The following is a 23,054-nucleotide window of genomic DNA, read 5'->3' on the forward strand; positions in this document are numbered from 1 at the left end:
TCATGCCGTCAGGAGTACACGACGGCGCCGAGGCGGGCCGTCCGGTCGGGGGGCCGGGCCTGGGCGCGTTGTTACGGAGCTGGCGTGAGCGGGCGCTGCTGACCCAGGAGCAGGTGGCGGCGCGGGCGGGGCTCAACGTCCGCACGGTTCGCCGGTTGGAGGCGGACGAGCTGCGGCGGCCGCGCAGCGCGTCGGTGCGCTCGCTGGCCGTGGCGCTGGGCCTGGACGCCGCGGAGGTGTCCGTTCTGACGCGTGCCGCGAACGGCCTGCCAGAAGGCGCGCGGCCGACACCGCGGCAGCTGCCCGCCGACGCGGCGGCGTTCATCGGCCGGGCACGGGAGCTGGCCGTTCTCGACGACGTCGGTGACGCCGCCACGGTGGTGGTCACCGCCATCGACGGCATGGCGGGGGTGGGCAAGACCGCGCTGGCCGTGCACGCCGCGTACCAGCTGGCTCCGCGCTTTCCCGACGGTGATCTGTTCGTCGACCTGCACGGCTACACGCGGGGCATGCCCGCGGCGGACCCGGCCGACGCGCTCGCCCGCGTGCTGGAGGTGCTGGGCGTGCCCGGGGAGACGATTCCGCAGCACCTCGACGACCGGGCCGCGCTCTATCGCAGCGTGCTGGCCGACCGGAAGATGCTGATCGTCCTGGACAACGCCGCCGACGAGGCCCAGGTGCGGCCCCTGCTGCCGGGTGCGGGCGGCTGCCTGGTGCTGGTGACGAGCCGGCGGCGGCTGGTCGGGCTGGACGACGCCCGTACGGTGTCGGTCGACGTGCTGCCGCTCGCGGACGCGATCGCGCTGTTCACCGGCACCGCCGGCGAGGAGCGGGTCGCGGGGGTGCCGCGGGAGGTGCTGGCCGCGGTGGTACGGCGGTGCGGGCTGTTACCGCTGGCCATCCGCCTGGCCGCGGCCCGGCTGAAGGCCCATCCGGCCTGGAGCGTGCGGCACCTGTTGCAGCGGCTGGAGGAGCACCAGCACCCGCTGAGCGAGCTGCGCGCCGGGCAGCACAGCGTCACCGCCGCGCTCGACCTGTCCTACCAGGAGCTCACGGACGCCGAGCGGCGGGCGTACCGGCTGCTGGGGTTGCACCCCGGCATGGATCTCGCGCCCGACGCGGCCGCCGCGCTGCTGGCCACCACCGTCAAGCGGGCCGCGACGCTGCTGGACCGGCTGCTGGAGGTCCACCTGCTGCAGGAGCCGATCCCCTGCCGCTACCGATTCCACGACCTGATCAGGACACACGCCGCCGAACGGGCCGCCGGAGAAGAGCCCGAGTCCGACCGGCGCGCCGCCTCGGCGCGGCTGCTGAACCACTACAGCCGCGCGGCCTCGGCGGCGATGGACCTCCTCTATCCCTACGAGGCGGACATGCGGCCGCGTATCGCGCCGGGCGAGGTGGCGCCGCCCGCGGTGGCCGACGCCGCCGCGTGGCTCGAGGCCGAGCTGTCCAACCTGCTCAGCCTCGCGCAGCTGGCCGCCGAGCACGGCTTCTCCGAACACGTCCGGCACCTGTCGGCCACCCTGCACCGGTGCCTGCGCACCCGCGGCCGGTATGCCGAGGCCGAGACGCTCCTGGAGCGGGCGCTGTCGGCGGCCCGGGCCGCCGAATACCGTACGGGCGAGCTGGAGGCCCTCCTCGGGCTCGGCGAGATCCGTCAGATGCAGTGCCGGTACGAGGCGGCTCTGGAGGATTCCTCCCGCGCCCTGGCCATCGCCTGCGCCATCGGTCATCGAGCGGGCGAGTTACGGGCGCTCAACGGCATCGGCATGGTCCGCGGGTTCCAGGGAGAGTACGCGCGGGCCGCCGAGCACTTCGAGCAGGCGCTGGACATCGCCCGGGCAATCGGTCACCGTACGGGTGAGCTGGACGCGTTGATCGCCGCCGGCAACGTCCACCGGATCATGGGGTGGTACGACACGAGCGCCGACGAGCTGGCGCGGGCGCTCGTCATCGCCCGCTCGATCGGCCACCGCACCGGCGAGTTACGGGCGCTGCTCGGCATCGGTTTCATCCACCTCGGGCAGGGCGCGCACGGCCCGGCCACCGACTACTTCACGCGGGCCCTGGGGCTGGCCCGCGCCACCGGGCACCGGCTCGGCGAGCTCGACAGCCTCAACGGCCTCGGCCACCTGCACCGCTTCCAGGGGCGGTACGAGGAGGCGTACGACTGCTACGAGCAGGCCCTGCGCCTGGCGTGCGAGATCGGCAACAGCAACTGGCAGTTCGAGGCCCTCCACGGCATGGGCCGGCTGCAGCATGCCCGCGGCCAGTCCGACCAGGCGCTCGACTGCCATCGCCAGGCGCTGGACCTCGCCTCGGACCTTCACCAGCCGAGCGACCAGGCCCGCGCCCACGACGGCCTCGCCCACGCCCACGACGCGCTCGGCCGGCCCGATCACGCCCGGCGCCACTGGACCGAGGCCCTGACCATCATGTCCGCCCTCGGCATCGACCGGACCGAAGAGACGGGGGTGGACGCCGAGAGCATCCGCGCCCACCTGGAGTCAGCCGATTCGCATCAGCTGCCCGCCGTCGGCCCGTAGGCGCAGGGCGGGGCCGTGCCCGGCTGCATCCGGACGCGAAGCACCTGGCGGAGCTCGGGCGGCAGGCTTCCGCGCCCCACGCAGAGCACCTGGCTCGCGCCCGTCCGGCCGGTGAGCACGACCTGGCAGCCGGGAACCGGCTGGTTGTCGAACGTGTCGACCTCGTACAGCTCCACCGGCTGATCCCGGGGCGGCTGGCAGGTCGTGTAGCTGAAACTGACGCCGGCGGTCCCGCTGATCAACGTCAGCCGTCCGATGGCCGCGTGCGCCGTGCCCGTCGTGCCCGCCACCGCCAGGCAGGCCAGCGCCGACCCGGCGAGCAGTGCTTTCGTCATCGATTTCATGACGCGAGTGTCGATTGCCGCTGCCCGAACATCCAGGGCAATAACCGGCTATTTCCCGGACATATCACGGAAGATCTGCAGCTTTACCGTACCGAGATATACCGATTTCGCTACTGTCGCATCCATCACATATGAGAGGAAAACCTGGATGCGCCGCTTACCCACTGTTCTCGCCGCCGCGCTCGCCGCGACCTCGCTCCTCCCTGCCTCCGCCCTGGCCCAATCCGGCCGGAGCAAGGAGAGCACCGCGGCCGCCGGCGCGTCGGCGAAAGCGACCAGCGGTAAGGCGACCTTCTACGAACTCCGGTCCGGGGGCGGCAACTGCTCCTATCCGTCGCCTCCCGCCGGCGATCTCTACGTCGCGCTCTCCCGCGGCGAGTACCGCGCCGCGGCCGCCTGCGGCGGCTACCTGACCGTCACCGGGCCGAAGGGCTCCGTGCAGGTCAAGGTCGTCGACCAGTGCCCGGAGTGCCCCGCCGGGCACATCGACCTCAGCCGCAAGGCCTTCGCCCGCGTCGCGGACCCCGGCAGGGGCCTGGTCGGGGTCACCTACAGGCCGGCCGCCAACCCGAAGATCGGCAAACCGCTCTCCTTCCGCGTCAAGGAGGGGTCGTCGCAGTGGTGGCTGGCCCTGCTGGTCAACAACCACGGCAACCCGCTCACCTCGGTCGAGGTGAAGACCGCCGGCGGCGCGTGGCGCAAGCTGGCCAGGGCCGACTACAACTACTGGATCGCCGAGTCCGGCGCGGGCCAGGGCCCCTTCTCCGTACGGGTCACCGACACCCGCGGCCACCGGGTCACCGCCAACCGCGTCCGCCTGGCTCCCTCCGCCGTCCAGCACACCACCACGAAGATGTACTGAACGCCGTCAGCCTTGGGTCTGAGGATCCGCCACGGGCCGGTGGCCGGCCAGCCGGAACCGATTCCGGTACGCCGACGGCGCCACACCGAGCACCCGCAGGAACGCCTGGCGCATCGTCTCCTGCGAGCCGAAGCCGCACGCCTTGGCGATCTCCCGCACGATGGCGTCCCCGGACTCCAGCCGGGCCTGCGCCGCTTCGACCCGGAGCCGCTCCACGAACTGGGCCGGCGTCGACCCCAGCTCGCGGCGGAACAGGCGGGTCAGGTGACGCTCGCTGACGGCGAGGCCGGCGGCCATCGTGGCGAGGCGATGGTCAGCGGACAGGTCCGCGGCGACCAGGTCGAGCGCGCGGCGTACGGTCGGGTTGCGGGGCGCGGGAGCGGCGTCCGGGACGCTGAACTGGCGCTGCCCGCCGGGACGCTGCAGGAACACGACGAGGTGCTTGGCCACCGCACGGGCCCGGTCCTCGCCCTGGTCCTCCCCGACGAGCGCCAGCGCGAGGTCGATCCCGGCGGTGACACCCGCTGACGTGACGATCGAGCCGTCGCGTACGTAGATGGCGTTCGGCTCCACCGTGACGCCCGGGAACCGCGCCGCGAACTCGGCGCAGGCGTCCCAATGGGTCGTGACCCGCCGCCCGTCGAGCAGCCCGGCCTCGGCGAGCAGGAACGCGCCCGTACACACGGACACCACCCGCCGGGCCCGCGGCGCCAGCTCCCGCAGCCTGTCGACCAGCGCGGACCCGAGAACCCCTGACGACCTCCTCGGATAGCCCGGCACGACCAGCGTGTCCACGTCGAGGTCCGGATCCGACAGCGCGAGGTCCACGCTCAGCGAGATGCCGACATCGCTGCGAACGGGCTGCCCGTCCGGCGAAGCCAACCGCACCCGATAACCACCGGCGTCGTTGAAGACCTGAACGGGGCCGGCCACGTCGAGCAGCAACACTCCGTCGGACACGGCGAAGATCACTTCGTCGGACCGATTCGTCGTCATACGGATAGTCTGTGGGCGCACGACGGATGTCCGCAAGGACGCCTGTCCCAAGGATCCGGACATCAGGCGGTCGATGAAGATGACCTGCTCCCCTCGCTTCTCTCACCCCCACCGCTTTCGAGGCTGATCGCATGACTCCTGCTTCCGCCGACCGGCGGCTGCCCTTGGTGCTGGCCGCCGTGGTGCTCCTCGCTCTGGTCGTCTCGGGTTTGCGTCCCTACGACCGGCTCACCTGGCTCCTGGAGACCTTCTGGGTGATCGGCGGCCTGCCGCTCCTGGTGGTGCTCTGGCGGCGCTTCCCGCTCACCACGCTGCTGTGCTGCCTGCTGGCCGTACACGCGCTGGTGCTGATCGTCGGGGGGCACTACACCTATGCGCGGGTTCCGTTCGGGCACTGGCTGCAGGACGTGCTGGCGCTGTCGCGCAACCCTTATGACCGGGTCGGCCATCTGGTGCAGGGGTTCGTGCCCGCGATCCTGGTCCGTGAGGTGCTGGTGCGGACCTCCCCTCTGCGCGGCAGCACGTGGCTGGCCCCGCTGACCGTCTGCGTCTGCCTGGCCTTCAGTGCCTTCTTCGAGATGCTGGAGTGGTGGTCGGCGCTCGCGGCCGGGTCGGCGGCCGACGCCTTCCTCGCCGTCCAGGGCGACCAGTGGGACACCCAGTGGGACATGGCCTGCGCCCTCATCGGCGCCGTCGCGTCCCTCCTGCTCCTCACCCGCCTGCACGACCGGCAGCTCGCGCGCCTGCACGCCGACCGGCGTCAGTGCATGTGACGGGTGAAGCGGTCCTGTGTCGCAGGTGCGGAAGTGGTCGCGGGCTGCGGTAGCTGATTTCAGGCGACGACGGCGAGCAAGGTCGTCATGGCCGCGGTGAGCTCCGGGTCGCCGCTCGGGTTCGAGCGTGCGCGGGCCTCCTCGACGCTGATTCCCCTGGTCGCCAGCCGCCAGAAGGTGTCCTGGTCCATCGAGACCCGCGCGGCCGGGCGGTCGCCGGGCATCCCCGGCTGCCATCGGCCGCCCTGCCAGGCCACGCTCCACTGCCCGCCGGCCGGCCCGAGCACCTCCAGGTGAGCCGCTGTGCCGTCGGGGCGTTCGTACGTCCTCAGGGTGTGCGGCAGGGCGCGTGCGAAGAGGTCCAGCACCGGCGCCATGAGATCGGGCTGGGTGGCTCCGGGCCGGGAAACCGCGTCGCGGACCTGCTGCTGGTGAACCCAGAACTCGGTGTATTCGCGGCCGATGTCGAGCCAGGCGGGGCTGTCGAGGTCCGTGGCGGCCCAGGACACGTTCAGGTCGGCGGGCGCCTGCGGGTCGCGTGCCGCCCAGAGGGCGTCCAACTGCGGCCCCAGGTGCTCCAGCAGGTCGATCAGCAGTTGCGGGCTGAGCTGGCGGCCGGCCCGGACGAACTCGTCGTTGGTCCGCGCGAGGTAGGCGGGAAGCGTCTCGTCGTCGGCGAAGACGGCGCCCCCGTACCCGTCGCGGCTGCCCGACAGGCGCCGCATGTAGTCGTTGAGGACGTGACAGACCACGTCGTGCACGTCCCACCCTGGGCAGATCGTCGGTCTGGCCCAGTCCGCCGGGTCCAGGGCACGCAGCAGGTCCAGCATGGCCTGCCGCTCACGCGGGAACAGGGGGCGTACGTCGATGACCGAACCGAAGAGCGTCATGACGTGACCCTATTGAACCGCCACATCCAGGGAGAACTCGTTTTCGAGCCGCCATCCGGTCAGTCCATGAAGGCGCTCCATGCGACGACGCTGAGGTTGTCGGCGAGGAAGATGTCGGTCCCGCCGAGGCGCTTGTCCCACGACGCCGGCATGAGCTCCGCCGCACGTGCGACGACCGCGTCCATCCAGACCTTGAGCCGGGCCTGCCGATTGTCGTCCGGCACACCGGCAGCGGCGGCGGCCTCCCTCAGGTCCACCTCGCGCAGCGCCTCGGTGGCGGAGGTGCGCAGGTCGCGGATGTACTCGCGATGCGTCTGGACGTCCTCAGGAGTGCCGAAGAGGGCCATGTGACCCGAGACGACGGTTTCGAAGTCGTATTCGAGCATGAGGTCCATCGCGGCGAAATACGTGGGGACATGAGGAGTGAAGAGAAGACGGAAGAACGGCGCGTTCTTGACGGTGAAGCTGTCGATCGCCGTCAGGATGCGATGTTCCGGAAGGTGGATGAACAGATTGCCCGGCAGGTGCCAGTCTCCTTTGTACTCGAGGACGAACCGCTCTCCGTCGAGGTCCAGCTCGCTTCTCGTTCCGCCGAAGGTTTCGTTGGGCAGAGGCCGGTTGTCATCGTGCGCCTCCTTGATGAATGCGGCGGTACGGTCGTGGGCGATGATCTTCAGATCGTCGCGGGCCAGCAGGTGCGCGGAGCCGATGTGGTCGGCGTGCGCGTGACTGTAGATCAGGTGAGTGATCGGCTTCGGCGTGACCTCCTCGATCCCCGCCGGCAGGTTTCCGCCCAGGTCCAGCGGGGCGTCCACGACGACCACGCCGTTCTTGGTCACCAGGAACATGGTGTTCACCATCCCGCTGGTGATGCCGTAGGCACCGCCACCCAACTCCGTGACGAGATAGCCGGCATCAGGGATTTCCGGTCCTCGCGCGAACTCCGGCACAGGTGCGAATTCGTTCATGGAAACCTCCTGATGAGCAGAGCCCCCCGTAAGCCACCTATCCAGGAGAGGGCCATGCAGTCACCGACCTACCCGCACGACCTGCTGGTCTCGACCCTTTCACCGAGGGGCTCGACGGATCCCGCTGGGTGGCCGAGGCCAACGGCTGATGGACGGGCTCCCCGCGCGATATTCAGAAGGCGACTGACCGGTGGTGGCTTTGAAGATTCGGCTGAGGTAGAACGCGCTGCGATATCCGCACCGTTCGGCGATGGTCTGCAGGGTGAAGTCGGTCCCGGTCAACAGCTCCCGCGCTTTCTGCAACCTGACGCCACGAAGGTATTGGCCCGGTGTGACACCTCGAACGTCCCGGAAGCGTCGCGAGAGCAGCGAAGAACTGACGCCCAGCGTCCTCGCGAGGTCGCCGAGCGAAAGATCCGGCGAGGTGAAGCACTCCAGGATGAAGGCGATCGCCTTCCGCACCAGAACGTCTTCACGCACGTCTCCCCGCGTCCGCTCCCAAAGTAGGGTGATGAGTACGTCGTCGACCACATGCGCCGCGACCATCTCCGCATCCAGCCTTTGATGACCTTCATCGGAAGCGGATTGCGTGGATTCGAGAAGTGCGAGGTCGGCGCGCAGGCGATCGACGTCGCGCAATCGACTGCAGCCGATCGGCGGCTCCAGAGCGGTCAGGAATCGCGCGAAGAAGAACGATGTCGGCGTTTTCATCTGCCGCCGTAGCGTGCTGCCCGGCGGGCTGATGACGACATCGCCGAAATGCGCCTCGCCCCGAAGCCCGGCCTCACCCACCGCTCTGGTTCTGTGCGCCGCTTCATCCTCGACCTCATAGGAGAACGTTCCGTTCCTCGGCAGCAGCATGCACCACCCCTCGTACGTGTCGGAACCGAGGCTGAACTGCGGGCGCCGGGGCGCCAGCAGGTAACCATCAAGACCCATCCCATGGCCTCTCATCAAAATGTGCATGATCTCCACCAAAATCGCCATTCCGTGGTCCTGCGCAGTCCGAAAAAATATGAGGACCAATCTCGAACAGGACGGAATCGATGACGCTGAGGGCCGATATCTGCGTGTACGGAGGAACGCCCGCAGGCTGTGTCGCCGCCATCACGGCACACCAGGAGGGCAACTCCGTAATACTCGTCGAGCCAGGTCGTTGGCTCGGAGGAATGCTGGGCTCGGGAATCAAACCGCTCCAGGACTGCCCCCTTCCCGAGGCTGTCGGAGGACTGACGAACGACGTGATCTTCCGCTTCGGGGACCATCCCCCGGACATCGTGCGCGGGTTCCACGAGTGGCTTTCCGAGGCCGGCATCAAAGTGATCTTCGAGCACCGCATCCGCTCGGCGACGCGAAACGGCGACCATATCGACACCATCCAGCTTGAGCCTTCACCGCCGAGCAAATGGGGAGTGCCGCCGCCGGCATCCGAATCGGGAGAGCCTTTCAGCATATCGGCGTCGATTTTCGTCGACGCTTCTTACGAAGGTGACCTGATGGCTCTCGCAGAGGTTCCCTATCGAACCGGACGCGAATCACGCCAGGCGTTCGGCGAAGCACCGGCCGGCGTCGGTCACATCACGAACTGGACGCCGATCGACCCCTACGTCGTACCGGGCGATCCCACCAGTGGGCTCATCCCGCTCATCGACGAGGACCACGGATTGCCGATCGGCTCGGCGGACGGCTACACCCAGGCATACAACTTCCGTTTCTATCTGACGTCGGACAAGCGTCACAGGGCTGAGATCACCGCCCCGGACGACTACTCACCTGGCACATTCGAGTTGGTCCGCCGCTACGTCGAGCACATCAAGTCCGTGAGCACGAGCACCGGCGACCAACTGGACAGACTCCGAGCCGTGTTTCCCGGATGGCTCAATTCAGGTGAATACAACTACCAGCGCGCCTCCCTTGTCACGAATGCGCCCGTCGGCGTGAGCCACGACTACCAGGACGGCGACTGGAACGTCCGGTCGCGGATCTGGCGCCACCACATCGACTACCTCCGCGGCCTGCACCACTTCCTCTCGACCCACCCTGAGGTGCCCGAGGAGTTCCGGCGAGAGACGGCCGCGTACGGCTTGGACGCCGGCGTCTTCCCGGAGACCGACGGGTGGCCGCACCAGCTCTATGTACGGGTATCCCGGCGCCTCAAGGGCCGGTACACCCTTACCCACGCGGATGTGTCGAACCAGACCGATCCCGCCGATGCCATCGGGCTCGCCCTCTTCGGCGTGGACGTGTACCCCGCCCGGCGCATCGCCCATCGCGATTGCGAAACAGGGCGACTCGGGGTGGCGACCGAGGGCGACATGTTCATCGGCGGACACCTGGGAACGGGCCGGCCGTACCCCGTTCCCTACCGCGTCATCACGCCGCACAAGAGCGACTGCGCGAATCTGCTCGTGCCCGTGTGCCTGTCGGCGACGCACATCGCGTACGCGGCCACCCGCATGGAACCGGTCTTCTGCGTTCTCGCGGAGTCGGCTGCCGTCGCGGCGACGCTGGCGATCCGGAACCAGGTCGCCGTTCAGGACATCGACCCCGAGCAGCTTCGGAAACGCATCACCGAAAGAGGCCAGATCATCGCCTGGAGCCCTCAGGAATCCGGGTGAGAAACAGCCGGCTCAGCTCGCGGACCGACCGGTGCGGATGTCATCGGGCCACTCGAGAGTGACACCGAGGTCATCACGAAGACGTCGCTGCAGGCGGCGGAGGCTCGCCGGATCGGCCCGGAGCTGCGCCGGCGTCTGGGCCGTCCCGGCGACCTGGGCCGCCAGAGCGCCGACCGCCTCGCCGATGGACCATTCGACCGGATGCAACCGGTACGCGCCGTTGGCGACATGGGTGGTGCCGATGTTCTTGTTCGCGGCGACGAGGTTGTCGACGTCGACCGGGATGAGGGCTCCGAGCGGTATCTGGAACGGGAAGCAGTCGATGTCGACATAGCCTCGGCCGGAGGTGCTGGGATGCAGGTCGATGCGGTAGTGGCCGATGCCGACGCTGTCCTCGAAAAGGGCGCTTCCCTCGCCGGGCCCCCGCATTTCCACCCCGATGTGCGCCTCGGTCACCCGGAACAGGGGACGGATCCGGCGTGACTCGCGAATGTACACCTCCTTCGCCAAGCCATCCGAGGTGCCCGTGACATCGCCCCTGGGGCGCAGCTCGGGATAGCCGGTGCCGCCGTCATGGCGAGGGGCCTCGGTCTGCATCCAGTGGACGAAGCTGCGGGTGAGGGAGCGCGCCTCCGCCAGCGCCTGCTCGCGCTCCTCCGCGCTCACACCGAGCAGCGGACGCTCCCAGTAGTCGATCTGCGGCCAGTTCACCAGCGTGATCTCGCCTCCGGGAAAGCTCGGGTCGAGGTTCTGCCGCGACAGGATCCGGCGGTAGTGCCACAGGTCGTCGGCGCCTGTGTGGACGGCCTGCTCGGGCGAGTGGACGAACAGCGGCCGCCACCGCACCTCACCCGTATCGGGCACGATGTCCTTCCAGGACAGCTGCGGGCCGGGCCAGCGGGGGTCTACGGTGTCGCGCCAGCGCTCATAGTCGCCGGGCCTGTCGATGGTGTGGTCTTCACCCTCGCGATATTCGAGTGCCACGCACCAGGTGACCGCCTGCTGATCCCGGGGATCCGGCTCCGGCGGTGCGTGGAGTTCGCCGGTGTCGTCGTGCGACTCCGCCCCGATCGTGAAGAACATACCGGCCTGCTCCAGGAGGTCGCCTTCTTCGGTGGCGTCGGCCACGAGGCGGGCGGTCACCTCGACGAGGTCGCCTTCCCGGCTGCGCAGCCGTACGTTGGCGATCTGCCGGTCGCGGCGGTCCACGTTCACCACGTCGTGTTCCCGCAACAAGGTGATCGCGCCCGAGGCGAGGTGCGGAGACAGCAGTTCCTCGATCGCCAGCGCGCCCACCCTCGGCTCGTGACACAGCCGCGAGACGTTGCCCCGACCCGGATTCAGCTGCGGGTCCGCGTCCGCGTCCGGCGCAAGCGGATAGAGGCGGCGATAGTGGGCGCGGACGGTCTCGCGGAGCTCGCGGTACGAGGTCGATCCGAGCTCGGTCTCGATCCACCGGTGCTCGTCCGGCGGAACCGCCTGCGTGGTCAGCTGGCCGCCGAGCCAGTCCGACCGCTCGGCGAGCACCACCCGGATGCCGAGGCGCGCCGCCGTCAACGCGGCGGCGACTCCCCCGAGCCCTCCTCCGACGACCAGCAGATCCGTGTGAAGCGTACGCTCGCTCATCACATGCCCCTTTCATGAACGATTGCGGGTCCGACGGTCGCCTCCATGCGCGCGAACCAGCCTTCGGCGAAGTCGATGTCGGGCGCCCGTCCAGCGGGCAGGACGATCGTCGACTCCGCTGCCGCCTGTCCGCGTGGCCGGTCACGCAGTTCCGCGACCACCTCGGCCACCCGCGATCCGATCGGTTTCACCCGTCCTTCTGCGTCGATGAGGCCCAGGCCGTACTCGAGCTCGTCGAAGCCGGTGAAGCGGCGGCTGATGTCGTGGGACGCCCACCAGGTGACAGCGCCTAGTCCGGGGATCGCAGCGGCACGCCGCAACATCCGCTCGGCGAAGTCCTCCACGGCCATGTCCGTGAGCCAGAGCGGGGAAACCCCGAGCTCCTGGATCCACACCGACTTGCCCGCGGCGCCAGGGGTCGCGCGGGCGACCTGCGCGAGATAGTCGGGGATGGCCCAGGCGCGCTCCTCCCCGACCCTGGCCAGAGCACCGGTGAAGAACGGCCACGCGTGCACCGGAACGAGATCGCACGCGCCGGCCACGAACGCCCGCCCGATCGGGGCGTCATCGCTCATCCACGGAACATGGTCGACTCCCACGGTGACCGGCACGGAGGCCGCACGAGCGGCGTGGAGCATCCTCGCGGCCCAGGCCTCGCCTTCACCTGGCTTGAGATGACGCATGAGGACGTTGGGCTCGTTCGCGACGTCGACGCACCAGAGTGCCGGGTGGCCTTCGACCGCTCGCGAGACGGCGCCGACGAGCAGTTCCGCGGCGCTGACGGCCGCGGCGTCGGTGAAGGGATCGACGTCCTTCAACCAGGACGGCCGGAAGTCGAAGCCGCTCAGCCAGCCGTTCAGCACGGTCACGCAGACGTCGAGCCCGCTCTCCGCCGCACGGTCGAGCAGGCGGACGAGGCGGCGCAGCGCGCGTGGCGACACCCAGGACGGGTTGGGCTGGAAGAGCGGCCACAGGCACTGCACACGCACGTGGTCGAACCCGAGCGAGGCGATCTGGTGGAGATCCTCCGCGAACGCGTCGTCATCGTCCTCTGCCCAGGCGTACCACCAGTTCTCCCGCGGCAGGTAGTTGACCCCGAAGCGCGCGCTCATGCCCGTGCCGTCCCCGTCAGGAGGGCGACCTGCCGCGGCCATTGAGCCGCGGCTCCGCCTTCGTGGCCGTTGAACGAGTACACGGTGATCTCCTTGGGACCCGCGTAGGCGTTGAACGCGGCGAAAACCGTCGACGGAGGGCAGGTCTGGTCCATGAGCGCGACCGAGAACAGGGCGGGAGCGGTGGCCAGAGCCGCGAGATTCACGCAGTCGAAATACGAGAGCGTGTCGAAGACCCGGTCGGCGCTCTCGCGGTGCACGGAGAGATAGCGCGTGATCTCCGCGTACGGCTCGCGGTCGGTCAGGCCGACGGCGCGCTCGAAATGGCACAGGAACGGCACGTCGACGAAGACGCCCACGAGGTCCTCCGACAAGCCCGCGGCGGCGAGCGCGATGCCGCCTCCTTGGCTCCCGCCGGACACCGCCACACGGGCGGCGTCCACGGACGGGTGCCGGCGCACCGCGTCGACCGCACGGACGGCGTCGGTGAACAGCCGCCGGTAGTAGTACGTCCCGGGATCCTCGATGCCGCGGGTCATGACACCGTTCGCCGCCGGTCCGGACCCGTGCGGGTCGGGAGTGGCCCCGCCGACTCCCCAGGTGGAGCCCTGGCCACGCGAGTCCATCACGAAGCACGCGTATCCGGCTGCGACCCACGGAAGGTACTCGTGTGGCAGTCCGCGGCCCGCCCCGTAACCCAGGAACTGCACGACGGCGGGGTGGGGCCCGTCGCCGGGCGGCAGGAGCAGCCAGCCGGCGATCGGGTCGCCGGCGAACCCCGGGAAACGCACGTCGAGGACGTGGCACCCGACGAGCGGCGTCGTGGCCGGGGTGAAGCGCGGATCTCCGCCCGCCTTCCGGGCGTCGGCGAGCGTCTGCCGCCAGAAGGTGTCGAAGCCGGCGGGGACCCGGACCTCTGGCCGGTACGCGCGGAGCTGGTCGATGTGCAGGTCGAAGTGGGGCATCGGTGTCCTTGGTGCGGGTGCGGACGAGGCGTCGGCTCAGCCCTTGAGCGCGCCGGCGTTGCCTGCCGCCTGCAGGAACTGGCGCTGGAGAGCGAGGAAAAGACCGACGGGGATGATGACCGAGATGAAGAGCGCGGCCATGAACTGCGAGAAGTCGATGGAGCTCTGCAGCCTCGGCAGCGCGACCGAGATCGGCTGGTCCTGCGGGTTCGGCAGGACGAGCAGCGGCCAGAGGAACTCCTTGTAGGAGCCGACGAGCGTGAGGAGGCTGACGACGCCGAGAATCGGGCGTGACATCGGCAGGACGATGGAGAAGAACATCCTGAAGGGTCCTGCTCCGTCGATGCGGGCCGCGTTGAAGAGCTCCCGGGGGATGTTGGCGAAGAATCGCTGCATGAGCAGCACGTTGACGGCGCTGGCCGAGGACGGGAGCCACACCGCCCACATCGAGCCCAGCAGGCTGACATGGACGAGCGGAATGTCGATGACGGTCAGGTAGAGCGCCACAAGGGAGATCACGCCGGGAATGAACAGGGTGGCGAGGAGCGCCGCGAACACGGCCTTGGCGTACTTCGGCCGGAGAACCGCCAGACCGTAGCCGCCGGTCGTCGCGACGAGGAGCCCCAGGAACAGGGACCCGGCCATGAGCGCGAGCGTGTTCCAGAAATATCGGCCGAAGTCGACGCGTGTCCACACCTGAACGAACGAGTCCCAGTGGATGCCGCTGGGCCACAGGGAGAACGGCGCCGACAGCGTCTCGGTGGTGGTCGACGTGGCGGCCTTGAAGAGCCAGAAGAGCGGGCCCGCGCAGAGGATCACGAGGCCGGCGATGACGAGCGTGCCGATCGCCGCGACCGAGACGCGGACGACAGGTCTGCGACGATCGAGGAAGGAGAGGATGCTACGTTCGGACGTAGCGGTTTCGGTGGTCATGAGGTGCTCCAGCGTCTGGTCGCCCAGAGGTACACGGCGGACAGGGCCGAGAGGACGACTGCCAGCAGGACGCTCAACGCGGTGGCTCGGCCGTAGTCGCCGGAGATGAAGGCATAACGATAGATGAGCATCAAGATCGTGACGGTGCGGTTCTCCGGACCGCCGTTCGTCATGATGTACGGCTCGGTGAAGACCTGGAACGTGCCGATGACCTGGAGCAGGAACATCACCAGAAGGACGCCGCGCATCTGGGGCAGGGTGATGTGCCAGAACCGGCGCGACACCGCTGCTCCGTCGGCCTCGGCGGCGTCGTACAACTCGGTCTGGATGCTCATCAGCGTCGCCAGGTAGATGATCGTGGCGGTGCCGAACGACGCCCACGTCGCCTGCAGCACGATCGACGGCATGGCCAGATCGCCGTCGTTCAGCCAGGGGACGGGGCCGAGGCCGAACCAGCCCAGCACGGTGTTGAACACCCCCTTGGGGCTGGGGTCGAAGAACGCCTTCCACAGCAGCACGGCGACGACCGGCGGGAAGATCACCGGCAGGTAGACGAGGGCGGACGCGATCCTCCGCGCGCGCCGCAACTCGCCGATGAACACCGCCAGAAGCACCGGGACCGGGAACCCGATCACGAAGGCCAGGATCGAGAACCACAGGGTGTTCCAGGTCGCCGTCAGCAGAAGGGGGTCCTTCAGGACGCGGGCGAAGTTGTCGAGCCCGACCCACTCGGAGGTGAGAAAGTTCGTGCGCTGCAGGCTGAGCAGCAGGGAGCGGAGAATCGGCCACCAGGAGAACAGCCCGAATGACGCGAGAAGGGGGATGAAGAAGATCAATGTCGAGAGTCCGCCGCGGCGGACCCAGCGCACGACACCGCGCGAACGCTCTGTCGTAGGGGGAATGGTTGCGTCCGTCATCGTTCCGGAGGCGCCTTTCTGGACTGTCGCCCCCGTCGCACCGGCCGGCGTGACGGGGGCGACGGTTCAGCCCGCGTCGATCGCGGACTGGACCTTCTTCTGAGCGTCGTCGAGCAGGGCGGTGATGTCGGCGTCCCGCCGGGTCAACACCGCCTGCACGACGTTGTCGAGGATTCCGTACGTCTCCTGCGCCTTCGCCGCCGGTTCGGGCACGAGCGGCAGCGTCTTGGCCGAGTCGAAGTACGCCGCGAAGTGCTCGCGCGGCACGTTCACGTAATCCTTCACCCACGTCAGATACCGGTCGGTGGTGGCCTGGTCGAAGAGCGGGAGCACCGGTGCGCCCACCGGCAGCTTGTCGGCGGCGGCGGCCTTGGCGCCCGTGACGGCCGCCTGTTCGTTGTTGTACTTGTTGAACTCGGCGAACTCGATCCACTTGAGCGCGGCCTTGATCTCCTCCGCCGAGGCCCGCGGATTGATGATGGCCACGGACCCGCCGCCCAGAGTGCCGAGGCCTCCGGGCGCCTGCGGCATCGGGGCGAGGCCGAAGTCGTCCGGCTTCATCCCGAGAGACTGAACAACCGGGGTGTACGTGTCCGCACCCTGCACGATCATGCCGACCTTGCCGCTGGCCAGGGCGTTCGTGATGTCCTTGTACCCGATGAGGAAGTCGGACCCGAAGGTGTCGTCGTCCCAGCGCAGGGAGCGGTAGAACTCCAGCGCGGCGCGGGTGGCGTTGTTGTTGATGTTCGCCTGCTTGCCGTCATCCGACTGGATCTTGCTCCCGAAGGCGTAGCTCATGGTCGTGAGCACCCAGCCTCCGGTGTTGTCCTTGGTCATGGCGCCGAAGCCCTGCACGCCGGTCTTGGCATGGATGGCCTTCGCGGCGGCCCGCACCTCGTCCCAGGTCTTCGGCGGCGCGTCGGGGTCGAGCCCGGCCTTGGTGAACAGGGCACGGTTGTACAGCAGCCCCATGCTGTAGGCCTGGACGGGAACGCCGTGGACATGGCTGTCCGGGCTCGTGGCGACCTTCAGGATCGACGGGTTGACCCGCTTGACGGCGGCGTCCGCGCCGACGTAGCCGGTGATGTCCGCGGCCTGCTGCCGGGCGATGATCCCCTGCATCTCCGTGAAGGGCACGTAGAACACCGTGGGCAGCTTCCCGCCCGCGACCAGCGCCTGGAAGGTGTTCACGTCGAACGAGGACTCGTCACCGGTGACCGTGATGCCGGGGTTGGCCTTGGTGAAGTCGGTGATCTTGCGCTTGAACGCCTTGAGCTGATCGGGGTTTTCCTGGGTGGGCTGACCGGCGACGGTGATGGAAACGGAGCCGGACTGCGACGGGCTCTCGGCGCCACAGCCCGTAGTGAGAGCGAACGCTGCAGCACTGGCACTGAGGGCGGCAGCAAACTTCCGGACATTTGTGGGGGGCATGGGTCTCCTCAGTACTTTGTGCTGGTGTTGTCGCGGTGCTGCGGTCAGGGGGCGATGAGTCCTCCGTCCAGGCCTCGGACGCGGGCAGCCCAGGCATCGTGTCCCGACAGCCCTGCGGGGTGGCGGGCGGCGGCGGACTCGTCGAGATCGATGCCCCAGCCGGGAGCTTCGTTCGGGCGCAACCAGCCGTGCTCGATGCGCAAGGTACCTGGGAACACTTCGTGCACAGGCTCGCCGTACACGTGCCCTTCCTGGATGCCGAAGGCCGGGCTCGTCACGTCGAGCGCGACGTTGGCGGCGGCGCCGATCGGCGAGGTGTCGCCTGGACCGTGCCAGGCCGTACGGACGCCGACGAGCTCCGCGGCTGCGGCGATCTTGCGCGCGGCGGTCAGCCCGCCGATGTCCGACACATGGGAGCGGATGAAGTCCACGCCGCCCCCGAGGACCAGGCGTGCGGCATCCGTCACCGAGGTCGTCAGCTCGCCGACCGCGATCGGCACGGGCGAGGCGGCGCGCACCTCCGGCAGGCGATCCCAATGCTCGGGGGCGATGACGTCCTCGAGGAAGAAGAGCCGATAAGGCTCGAGCGCGCGGGCGAGAACGACCGCCTGCTTCGGGCTCAGCCGGGAGTGCACGTCGTGGAGCAGCTCGATCTCCTCGCCGAAGCGCTCACGGGCGGCGGCGAACAGCTCCCGCGTACGCCGCAGGTACTCCGGCACGCTCCACCCGCCCGGGTACGGCGCGGACGCCTCGGTGACCTCAGCCGTCGGAGGAGCGCCGTAGGTGCCAGGGCCCGACTGGCCGACCTGGAGCCGGATGTGCCGCAGCCCGGCTTCGCGGAGGCGTTCGGCCTGGTCGAGCGTCTCCGCGATCGACGACCCGCCCGCGTGCAGGTACGTGTCGGCGGCGGCGCGTACCTTGCCTCCCAGCAGCTCGTGAACGGGTCTTCCCGCTCGCTTGCCGGCGATGTCCCACAGAGCCTGGTCGAGCCCGGAGATCGCGTTGTTGCCCACCGGCCCCTCACGCCAGTAGCCGGAGAAGCGGGCCAGCCGCACCAGGTCTTCGATGTCACCGGGGTATCGCCCGACGACGAGCCTGGCGAGATGCTCCTCGACGTACGAGGCGACCGCGCGCCACCGCTGCGTGTACGTGGCGCAGCCGAGCCCGTAAAGGCCGTCGTCGCTGGTGGTCACCTTCACGACCAGCAGCGGGATGCCCTCGGGGGCGGTGGCGATCGCCCGGACGCCCGTGATGCGCACGTCGTCGGGCGCGTCCCACGGCTGTGCGAATGCCGTCGTGTCGTCGCTCATGCCGGCGTCTCCTGAAAGGTCGCGTTGATCGGGCCGCTCGGGTCGCCGAGCCGGTGCCGCGGCACCCATCCGAGGACGCGGCGGGCGGCAGAGGTGTCGATGGGGGCGGTGCGGCCCGGGAAGTCGCGGCGGCGTTCGCTCGCGGGGGCGAAGCGATCGAGCAGGAGGTCCGTCGGCTCCCCCACGATGGTGTCCTCCGCCGCCAGGAGCAAGGTGTGCATCCCGGAGACCGGGTGCGTCAGCCCGCGCAGCACCGCGTCCAGTGCGTCGGCCATCGCCAGGTACGCCCATCCTTCCCGGGCGAGACGCACCTGCTCGACCGGGTTCCGGCTCAACCGCGCGGCGATCTCCCGCAGTTCGGGAAGATCTCTCACCAGCGGGAAGCGCAGCGCCACCACCGTGATCCCCCAGCGGCTGTGCGCCCAGGCCCCGGTCTGCTCATCGACCCACTTGGACAGCGAGTACGCGTCGTCATGCGCGACCGGCGACAACTCGTCGAGCGGGTAGTAGGCGGGAGTGAGATCGTGCCGGTTGAAGGGCACGCCGAACGCGTTGATCGAGCTCGCGATGACGGCGCGGCGCACGCCGGCCTCGCCGGCGACGTTCAGCACGGTGAAGGTGGCCGAGGTGTTGCCCACGAACACCTCGCGCGCGGTCCCCAGGCCGGGGTGCGGTATGGCGGCGAGGTGCACGACGGCGTCCGCGTCCTCGAGCGCCTGCCGGACCAGAGTCTCGTCAGCGGCGTCACCGGTGAACACCCGGTCGGCCGGCGACGGCCCTGACCATGCGGTCGAGAGTGCCGTCACGGAGATGCCCGCACTCAGCAGTGCCTCCACGACCGGCCGGCCGATGGTGCCGTCCGCACCGGTGACCAGCACGCGCGCGGGCTTCACGGGCGAGGCGGAATCAGTCAAGAGCAGTCCTAAAGATCTCAGCAAAGTCAGTTGCGAAACCGCTTTCGCATCAGACCATAAGATCGCGGAGCGTGTCAATCACCGCGTTATCCCGTATCGGCCGCCGAATTCGCGGTTTTCAGGGCGTGCGCCATCCCGGGTTCGCCTTTCTGGGGCGAACCCGGAACGGCCCGGCCTAGGCGTTCAGACGCGGCACGTGACTCGCCGGTAGTCGAGCGCACGGTCCTGATAGGCGAAGTTCCCGCCGGCGTCCAGGTACGACGCGGAAACCACCGCGGTTCCGCCGGCGAGTTCCTTGCCCGTGCCGGAGAACGTGTGCAGGACCGCACGGCCCGGCGCGACCCGCGGGTACGCCTTCTCGCCGAGCGGCGTCACGAGGCGGAGGTCGACCGGCACCTTCTCCTGGTTCATCGCCACGACCGTGAGACGCGGCGGGGACGACAAGCAGGACGACAGCGCCGTGGCCTTCACCCTGACGTTGCCCGCGGGGGCCGCCAGCAGGCGCAACGGCCGGAACTTCGCGGGGTCCTTCGACTCCGCCACGCCCTTGCCCCACGTGCTCCATCCGCGCCGGCCGGCGCCGTCGTTCTCGTTGACGGCGACGGTCGCCGAAAGGATCCCGTTGCCGGGTTTCACCCCGATCGCGCCGAACGGGACCGACAACTCGTACGTGGTCGTCTTCGCGGCTTCGTCACGTGTCACCGCCGACGCGAGCCCTTCGGTCGTCGCGTTCGCGGGCAACCAGCGCGCGAGATCCACCGGGCCGGCGCCGGTGAGCGCCGTGCCGATCTCACTGACCGGTACGGCGCCTTCGCCGGGCCATCCCGGCGTCGTACCGAGCTGGACGCTGTCGCCCTGCCAGATGTTCATGGCCCGAGCGGGCTGGGCGTGCGCGTTGTCGGTGATCACGGCGGTCAGGTACAGGCGTTCGGTGTCGTGGGTGAGCCAGAGACGGCCGCTGTGGTCCTCATCGCCCGCCCAGCCGCTGATCACCTGCTCGGCCGCACCGAGCGTCTGCGCAGGAAGGACCGCTACGGCATCGTCGACCTTGCCGTCCACCTGCACCGGGCGGAACGCCACATCGACCGGATCCGCGCCGACGAGGGTCCCGCGCGCGGTGGCGGTCGCGTCACCGGTGGCGGTGGCGGTCCAGGCACCGAGCTCGGACAGCGGCACGTCGACGGAGACGCTGTCGTCGCCGGCGACAGTGGCGCCGGGCAGCGCCCGGCCGCTCGACGAGCCCACGGTCCAGTCGATCCCGTCGATCTTGACAGGTTCGGCGCCGCGGTTCGCGAGGGTGAGGCGCAGCAGGCCGGCCCCGGTGGCGTTGAGCGCGTGCGTACCGGTGAGCCCGAGCCGGGCCACCACGTCGGCGGTCGCCGCGAGAAGCCCGACCGTGCGATCACCCTCGCGGACCTCGGCGGTCCAGGTACGCGTCCCCACGCCCGCCGACGGCAGCGTGACGGCGACCGACCGGGTCTCACCCTTCGCCACCTGCGCCGACGTCGTGCCTTCCTCGGTTCGCAGGGACACGTCCAGCGCCCGGTCCCCCGCGGTGACCGTCCACTTCGCCGCGGGCGCGAGACCCTCGATGGCCTGGTCGACCGTGAGTGCGTACGGCGACTGCGCGGACACCTCTCCCACTTCTCCGGTGAGATACACCGGGTCCTTGCCGACGGCGACGTGAACCCGGCCGTCTGCGTCCGGCCGCAGCGTCGCCTCGGCGCCGTAGAGGTCGGTCACCTTGACCTCGCCCGCCGCCTTGATGCTCCAGGTCTCCGGCTTCAGCGCCCACAGGGCCTGCATGCGCGTGGCGGCGGGCTCGCCGGGGCGGGCGCCGAACTCCACGCCGTAGCGCCCGCTGCCGAGCGCCGGCACCTGCCGGACCGAGCGGTCGTCGGTCTGGCGCGTCAGGATGCCCTGCGCGACGAAGGCCGGCTTCGGGGTGTACGCGCCTCGGGGGTCGTTCTCGTTGCGGATGATGCCGAAGCGGTGCTCGGGATTCTTCGGGTCGGTGCCGTCGTCCTTGAAGTCGTAGACGGTGTACTTGCCGATCCCCTTGCCGAGGGCCAGCAGTTCCGCACGGGACAGATTGCGGGCCTGCGACTTCTCGTCGGCGCCGAGCGGCGTGTCGGAGGTGTGCCATCCGTGCTCGCTGAGCCAGATCGGCATGTCGCGGTGCCCGGCAGCGTCGAGTTTCGCCCGGATCACCCCCACGTGATCCATGAACGACTCCGGCTCGGCGGCGAAGTCGTAAGGGTGCGTGGTGAACGCGTCGAGGTCGTCCAGGCCGCCGGCGGCGATGAAGTCGTCCACCCACTTGGACCATTCGTCCATCGGGGCCAGCGCCGGGCCGGCCAGCTTCGCGCCGGGATGAGCCGCGCGGACCCGATCGGCGGTCGTCGCCAGCAGCGCCGCGTAGTTCGCCGCGGTCGCGCCGGCGGGCCCGGTCCGGTCGCGCAGATTCCACTCGTTCCACACCTCGTAGAAGGTGTCGTCCGTCCCGAACGTGGCGACCGAGACGTCGGCGTAATTCGCGAACGCGTCCCGCCCGGCCTGCGTGGCCGGCGCCTCGCCCTCGTGGTAGAGGCTGTTGCCGTACGCGAGGATGTCGAAGAACCGGAGGTTGTTGCTCGACAGCGCGGCGGTGTACGCGTCCACCTTCGCGGGGAAGTCGATCGTGCCCTTGACCTTCTCCGCCTGGGCCCAATAGGCCTCGTCCCGGGCGAAACCGGCTCCCGCGTCGGCGATGAGCGGGATCGTGTCGGTGGACCAGGCCTGCCCGTAATGCGTCGCGACTCCGATGCGCTCCTCGCGCGCGTCGGACGCGGGGAGCACCGACACGTCGGTGCCGCCCGCGACGCGCCGACCGTCCGGCTGCACGGCCACGAGATCGACCGAGTACCAGCCCGTGGGCAGTTCGCCGAGCGTCAGCGTGCCCCCCAGCTGTGAGGTCTCCTTCGCACCGGAGGTCACCACGGCGTTGTCGATGTCGCGTACGGTCCACTCCAGGGACTTCGCCGCGGTGTGGATGCCGAACGACACCTCCTGCCCGGTGGTGAACGCGTTACCCGTCGTCGTCGGAACGATCGCGAGGTCGGGCGCGGGGCCCCGCACGGTCACGTCGTCCACGTCGATCGTCGCGGCCGGGCCGTTGACGACGCGGAACGCGTCTACCAGGAGCGACAGGTGCTTGAGCGGCCCGTGCCAGACGCCGTCGTTCGCACCGCCCCAGTGGATGTACTCCGCCGCGCCGGCCGGGGCGAAATCACTCACGGTGACGGTCTGCCACTGCGGTCCGGGAGTGAGCGGGCGAGTCTGCTGGTGTGCCTGCCCGGTGCTGTCGATCATCCGGACGACGATGCCCTTCAGCTGGGTGCTGCGCAGGGCGAAGGTCAGCGAGCGAGCGTCGACCGAGGGGATGCCGCGCGCCAGCTCCGCGGTCCCGCTGGGCGCGTTCACCTGGAGACGGGCGGCGCCGCTGCCGCCGGCCGGCGCGTCCGAGGTCACGGTCAGCGACACGGTCGTGCTGCCGCTGGTCGCCGTGAACCAGGGGGTGACGCCGTTCTCGAAGTCTCCGAGTACGACGTCGCCCGGTGCGGCCTGGGCCGGTGTGGCCGGTGCGACGAGTGTCGCGACGGCGACGCCGAGCGCGACCAGCCCGGAGACGATCGCTCGGCGTAATGGACTCCCTGTCAATCGGCGGGCGGGGGTGGGGCCAATCGACATGCTCACTCTCCTCGCTGGACGGCGACATGACCATGGTTGCGAAACCGATTTCGCACTGGCCGAAGTGTGAGCGGCGGCCAAGGTCACTGTCAAGGCACACTTTCCGGACGACGCGCC

18 protein-coding genes are annotated in these 23,054 nt (G+C 69.5%); 4 read left to right on the forward strand and 14 right to left on the reverse strand.

All coding sequences use genetic code 11. The annotated features are described in order from the left end of the window. Positions 1 to 2 precede the first annotated feature (2 nt). Positions 3 to 2,549, forward strand: a complete 2,547-nt coding sequence (locus ACWDRB_RS34905; RefSeq protein ID WP_449900939.1) for an ATP-binding protein — start codon at positions 3 to 5, stop codon at positions 2,547 to 2,549. On the opposite strand, the gene ACWDRB_RS34910 is transcribed toward ACWDRB_RS34905, so the two are convergent. Next, positions 2,525 to 2,893 (reverse strand): hypothetical protein, encoded by a 369-nt coding sequence (locus ACWDRB_RS34910; RefSeq protein WP_449900941.1) that lies wholly within the window; start codon positions 2,891 to 2,893, stop codon positions 2,525 to 2,527. The genes ACWDRB_RS34905 and ACWDRB_RS34910 overlap by 25 nt on opposite strands. Before the next feature lie 148 nt (positions 2,894 to 3,041). Here ACWDRB_RS34910 and ACWDRB_RS34915 point away from each other — a divergent pair, with 148 nt between their 5' ends. Then, the gene (locus tag ACWDRB_RS34915) at positions 3,042 to 3,755 is read left to right on the forward strand and encodes an expansin EXLX1 family cellulose-binding protein (protein WP_449900943.1); all 714 of its coding nucleotides are present in this window, start codon (positions 3,042 to 3,044) and stop codon (positions 3,753 to 3,755) included. A gap of 6 nt (positions 3,756 to 3,761) precedes the next feature. On the opposite strand, the gene ACWDRB_RS34920 is transcribed toward ACWDRB_RS34915, so the two are convergent. Continuing rightward, positions 3,762 to 4,751, reverse strand: a complete 990-nt coding sequence (locus tag ACWDRB_RS34920) for a GlxA family transcriptional regulator (protein ID WP_449900945.1) — start codon at positions 4,749 to 4,751, stop codon at positions 3,762 to 3,764. A 131-nt stretch (positions 4,752 to 4,882) separates the two neighbouring features. Here ACWDRB_RS34920 and ACWDRB_RS34925 point away from each other — a divergent pair, with 131 nt between their 5' ends. After that, positions 4,883 to 5,524, forward strand: coding sequence for a DUF2238 domain-containing protein (locus tag ACWDRB_RS34925; protein WP_449900948.1), 642 nt, complete (start codon positions 4,883 to 4,885; stop codon positions 5,522 to 5,524). 59 nt (positions 5,525 to 5,583) lie between these two features. Here ACWDRB_RS34925 and ACWDRB_RS34930 read toward each other — a convergent pair whose 3' ends face one another. The 3 genes from ACWDRB_RS34930 to ACWDRB_RS34940 all read right to left on the reverse strand — a co-directional run bounded on the left by ACWDRB_RS34930 (position 5,584) and on the right by ACWDRB_RS34940 (position 8,369). Beyond that, entirely contained in the window at positions 5,584 to 6,414 is an 831-nt protein-coding gene (locus ACWDRB_RS34930; RefSeq protein ID WP_449900950.1) for a maleylpyruvate isomerase family mycothiol-dependent enzyme, read from the reverse strand. 59 nt (positions 6,415 to 6,473) lie between these two features. Further along, positions 6,474 to 7,382 (reverse strand): MBL fold metallo-hydrolase, encoded by a 909-nt coding sequence (locus ACWDRB_RS34935; RefSeq protein WP_449900953.1) that lies wholly within the window; start codon positions 7,380 to 7,382, stop codon positions 6,474 to 6,476. Between the two features lie 99 nt (positions 7,383 to 7,481). Further along, complete coding sequence (locus ACWDRB_RS34940) at positions 7,482 to 8,369, reverse strand: helix-turn-helix transcriptional regulator (protein WP_449900956.1); 888 nt, start codon at positions 8,367 to 8,369, stop codon at positions 7,482 to 7,484. A gap of 59 nt (positions 8,370 to 8,428) precedes the next feature. Between ACWDRB_RS34940 and ACWDRB_RS34945 the strand changes: the two genes are divergently transcribed. Then, positions 8,429 to 10,000 carry an FAD-dependent oxidoreductase gene (locus tag ACWDRB_RS34945; protein WP_449900958.1) on the forward strand — a complete coding sequence of 524 codons (1,572 nt, stop codon included), beginning with the start codon at positions 8,429 to 8,431 and terminating at the stop codon, positions 9,998 to 10,000. Positions 10,001 to 10,012: 12 nt separating this feature from the next. On the opposite strand, the gene ACWDRB_RS34950 is transcribed toward ACWDRB_RS34945, so the two are convergent. The 9 genes from ACWDRB_RS34950 to ACWDRB_RS34990 form a co-directional block, all read right to left on the reverse strand. Then, the gene (locus ACWDRB_RS34950) at positions 10,013 to 11,626 is read right to left on the reverse strand and encodes an FAD-dependent oxidoreductase (protein WP_449900960.1); all 1,614 of its coding nucleotides are present in this window, start codon (positions 11,624 to 11,626) and stop codon (positions 10,013 to 10,015) included. Then, positions 11,626 to 12,738 carry a hypothetical protein gene (locus tag ACWDRB_RS34955; RefSeq protein ID WP_449900962.1) on the reverse strand — a complete coding sequence of 371 codons (1,113 nt, stop codon included), beginning with the start codon at positions 12,736 to 12,738 and terminating at the stop codon, positions 11,626 to 11,628. Before ACWDRB_RS34955 ends, ACWDRB_RS34950 begins: the two co-directional genes overlap by 1 nt. Next, the gene (locus tag ACWDRB_RS34960) at positions 12,735 to 13,703 is read right to left on the reverse strand and encodes an acetylxylan esterase (protein WP_449900964.1); all 969 of its coding nucleotides are present in this window, start codon (positions 13,701 to 13,703) and stop codon (positions 12,735 to 12,737) included. The genes ACWDRB_RS34955 and ACWDRB_RS34960 overlap by 4 nt, the downstream gene beginning before the upstream one ends. A 36-nt stretch (positions 13,704 to 13,739) precedes the next feature. After that, positions 13,740 to 14,636: a carbohydrate ABC transporter permease gene (locus ACWDRB_RS34965; protein ID WP_449900967.1), complete on the reverse strand. Its 897-nt coding sequence runs from the start codon at positions 14,634 to 14,636 to the stop codon at positions 13,740 to 13,742. Then, positions 14,633 to 15,472 (reverse strand): carbohydrate ABC transporter permease, encoded by an 840-nt coding sequence (locus ACWDRB_RS34970; RefSeq protein ID WP_449900969.1) that lies wholly within the window; start codon positions 15,470 to 15,472, stop codon positions 14,633 to 14,635. The genes ACWDRB_RS34965 and ACWDRB_RS34970 overlap by 4 nt, the downstream gene beginning before the upstream one ends. 147 nt (positions 15,473 to 15,619) lie before the next feature. Further along, complete coding sequence (locus tag ACWDRB_RS34975; protein ID WP_449900971.1) at positions 15,620 to 16,984, reverse strand: ABC transporter substrate-binding protein; 1,365 nt, start codon at positions 16,982 to 16,984, stop codon at positions 15,620 to 15,622. 44 nt (positions 16,985 to 17,028) lie between these two features. Further along, positions 17,029 to 18,294 (reverse strand): enolase C-terminal domain-like protein, encoded by a 1,266-nt coding sequence (locus ACWDRB_RS34980; RefSeq protein ID WP_449900973.1) that lies wholly within the window; start codon positions 18,292 to 18,294, stop codon positions 17,029 to 17,031. Next, positions 18,291 to 19,208, reverse strand: coding sequence for an NAD-dependent epimerase/dehydratase family protein (locus ACWDRB_RS34985; protein WP_449900975.1), 918 nt, complete (start codon positions 19,206 to 19,208; stop codon positions 18,291 to 18,293). Before ACWDRB_RS34985 ends, ACWDRB_RS34980 begins: the two co-directional genes overlap by 4 nt. Positions 19,209 to 19,391: 183 nt before the next feature. Then, positions 19,392 to 22,937 carry a hypothetical protein gene (locus ACWDRB_RS34990; RefSeq protein WP_449900977.1) on the reverse strand — a complete coding sequence of 1,182 codons (3,546 nt, stop codon included), beginning with the start codon at positions 22,935 to 22,937 and terminating at the stop codon, positions 19,392 to 19,394. Positions 22,938 to 23,054 lie beyond the last annotated feature (117 nt).

The sequence above is a fragment of the Nonomuraea sp. NPDC003707 genome, assembly GCF_053587055.1.